The organism is Nonomuraea sp. NPDC049695, from assembly GCF_040674955.1.
GTDB classification, from domain to species: domain Bacteria; phylum Actinomycetota; class Actinomycetes; order Streptosporangiales; family Streptosporangiaceae; genus Nonomuraea; species Nonomuraea helvata.
Genome location: NZ_JBFANV010000231.1, coordinates 1 through 1,591, shown reverse-complemented (window position 1 = coordinate 1,591; position 1,591 = coordinate 1). Strand labels below are relative to the sequence as shown.

General features: G+C 63.3%; 1 protein-coding gene. It reads left to right on the top strand.

The features are described 5' to 3' along the window. Window positions 1–240 precede the first annotated feature (240 nt). Window positions 241–744, top strand: coding sequence for an inclusion body family protein (locus AB0J64_RS57235; RefSeq protein WP_364047247.1), 504 nt, complete (start codon window positions 241–243; stop codon window positions 742–744). The last annotated feature ends 847 nt before the right edge of the window (window positions 745–1,591 follow it).

Sequence of the window (1,591 nt, the reverse complement as noted above, 5' to 3'; positions counted from 1 at the left end):
CTGGGTCGCGCTGACGAGCGACACCCGGTCGGCGGCTGGATCCGCGCAGCAGGCGAGCAGGGTACTCAGGAATGTATCCCGGCTGCTCATCGCATCGGCGCGAAGCGTTACGCGATAACACGATTCTAGTTGGGCCACATTATGCAGTCTTGACAGCACTTAACGTCAACGATAATTGTGGAGGCGTTCGTCCCGCGGTTTACCGTCCTTTTCGTCGGACACGACAGGGAGAATTTCTGCATGTCGGAATTCATCAACGTCCTCATCGCCATCGACGCGGAAACCATTCTCAAAAGGTTCGGCAGGAACAACGATCCGAACGGGCCGACGTCGATCCCCGACAGCAGCAACCTGATCTACATGACCACCAGGCAGAACCAGCTCGGGAGCACACCGGGCAGCGAGTTGACGATCAACGCTTCCCCCATGGACATCATCAGGTGGCGCGAGACGACACTGTCCCTGAATGCCGAGTACACCGGAATCCTCTACAGGTTCAACACCCTGGCCGGGCAGGATCTGATCAGCACCCCCGCGCCGAGGTCGGTGATTCTCAGCGAGCCACAACCGAACAGTCACGACCCGTTGAATCCCACCACCCAGAAGATCAACAGCTATTACTGGGAGTGCGAGATCTTGGACACGGGGACGGTCACCTACAACTTCAGCTTCATGATTCTCAATCACAAGGGCGAGAAGCAGGGTTACTACTGCTGGGACCCCTTCATCAATATTCAGCCCTGACCTGCTCGGCAAGGCACTGGAGCGTGGGCCTTTAGGTAAAAGGCCGGCGACCCGCGACGGGTCGCCGAGGCAGACGCGCGGCCAGGCCGCGCGTGTCGCCGTGAGGCCGCGCCAATGGCGGCCGGGCCGCGTCGTGTGTCGCGGCGCAGGCCCGGTTGTCCGAGCACGGGATTCCGTGCGCCCGGCCGCTCACGCCGGCGGCTGACACGGCCCCGATGCGCTTGATCCAGTGCTGACGGTAGACGCAGGCACCATGGTCCTTCCAGCCCTGCAAGGGCTCCTTGCCGTTCCACTTGCCTTCGGGGTGCCACACCCGAGCGTGGAAGACAAAGGTTGCCCCCGGGATCTGCTCGACCGAGCGGACGTGACGCCGGAGCCGTTCAGCCAGCGCTTGAGCGCGTCCACCTCGGCGGACGACTCTGGCGGCCACTTCTCCGACTGCGTAATGCGACGACCACTAGAACGGAGGCACCATGGCCTCCCGGCCGGGCGCCCCCATGCCCAACCGAGAGTTCCCGCCCCGTGATGAGGGAAATCGGCACGCACCGCTGACCAGCCCATATCCACCGGATTGGAGCTGGCGCCACATCTAGCGGCGTAACGCTACCGGCTTCTCAACGAGGGCCTTCTCGTCTCGCTCACCGGGACCGGCCAATCCGGCAATGCTGGACCGACCCGACTTTGCCGAGGCGGTTCCCGCCCTTTCCCGCGATTCCGGGGTTGGGCTGCCTGCAGCATAGCTCTGCCGCCGCGACGACAGAGCAACGGCAGTCTTTCACCTCCGTACGGACAGGTCAGCGCTTCGTGGCGCACTGGGGCTGGTGACACGGACCCGAGTGAGGGCTAA